Below are 1,489 nucleotides of genomic sequence, written 5' to 3' on the forward strand. Positions count from 1 at the left end.
GAAGAAATTGTCGTGACGACCAATGCGTTCGATCTGCAATAGTTCGGACCAGATTGCCACCAGCGTGGTTTCTGTTTCGCCAATTGGCGCGACATATCCACTCATGGTGTACGCAGCACCGTCGGGGGTCGGCAAGGCCTTGCGGTCGAGTTTACCGTTCACATTCAGCGGTAACGCTGCGAGCGTGACATAGGCCGCTGGCACCATGTAATCGGGCAGGTTGAGACTCAGATGCGCACGCAACACCTCAATATCAACTTTGTGATTGACCACCATGTAGGCCACCAAACGTTGGTCGCCAGCGTTGTCTTCCCGTGCCATCACTACCGCCTCGCGGATTGCCGGATGTGCTACCAGTTGCGTTTCAATCTCGCCCAATTCAATCCGGAAACCGCGAATTTTGACCTGAAAATCGTTACGGCCCAGATACACCAGATTGCCGTCTGATTGCCAGCGTGCTAAATCGCCACTCTTGTATAAACGTGCGCCAGGCTGTGACGAAAACGGATCAGGCACAAAGCGTTGCTCAGTGAGTTCCGGCTGATTCAAATACCCACGCGCCACCTGCACCCCGCCGATGTGTAACTCACCTGCGACGCCGACGGGGGTCGGTTTACCTTGCGCATCGAGAATATAGATGCTGGTGTTCGCAATCGGTGTGCCAATCGGGACTAACGCATCCGTTGCTCCCGCCACGCAAGCTTCGGCGGTGACATACACCGCCGCTTCGGTCGGACCGTACAGATTATGCAATTGCGCGTGCGGCAACTGCGCATGGAACCGCTGGACCAGCGCTGCTGGCAATGCCTCGCCAGCGCAGAGCACGCGCACAACGCTAGTACATACCGCCTCCGTCTGAGCATGACCGACAAATACCTGCAACATTGATGGGACGAATTGCAGTGTGGTCACGCCCGCTGTACGAATAATGTCACTCAGATAGCGGAGATCCTTGTGACCATCCGGCCGGGCCATCACCAGCTTGGCACCCACCATCAGTGGCCAGAAAAACTCACACACAGAGACGTCAAAACTAAATGGCGTTTTTTGCAGTATCACATCGTGCCGCTCCAGTCCGTAAGCCTGCTGCATCGCGTACATCAGATTAACGACGGCGCGATGTTCGTTCATCACGCCCTTCGGCTGTCCGGTCGAACCGGAGGTGTAGATCACATACGCCAAATCCGATGACGTGAGATGGCTGCTGTCTGGATTCTCACTCGGGTATGCATCCCAACTCGGCGCGTGCAGATCCAGTACTGGCACGTCCGGCGCTATTGTTACCCTCGCTTGCTCCCAGCCGCCTGTAATCCCGGCCTGCATTAGCACCCCACTTAGCACCACTCGCGGGGCGCTGTCGCTTAACATATACGCCAGTCGTTCGGCCGGATATGCAGGGTCCAGCGGCACATATCCGGCACCGGCTTTCAATACCGCCAGCAAGCCAACCACCATCGCCAGACCACGATCAACGCAGATCGCCACCCGG

At 56.7% G+C, this 1,489-nt stretch carries 1 protein-coding gene; it reads right to left on the reverse strand.

Going from position 1 to position 1,489, the window contains the following annotated elements; genetic code table 11:
- A partial coding sequence (locus tag ACVBEF_RS21180) for a non-ribosomal peptide synthetase (protein WP_447125868.1) occupies positions 1–1,489 on the reverse strand: 1,489 nt, incomplete at both ends.

The organism is Glaciimonas sp. GG7, assembly GCF_052976905.1.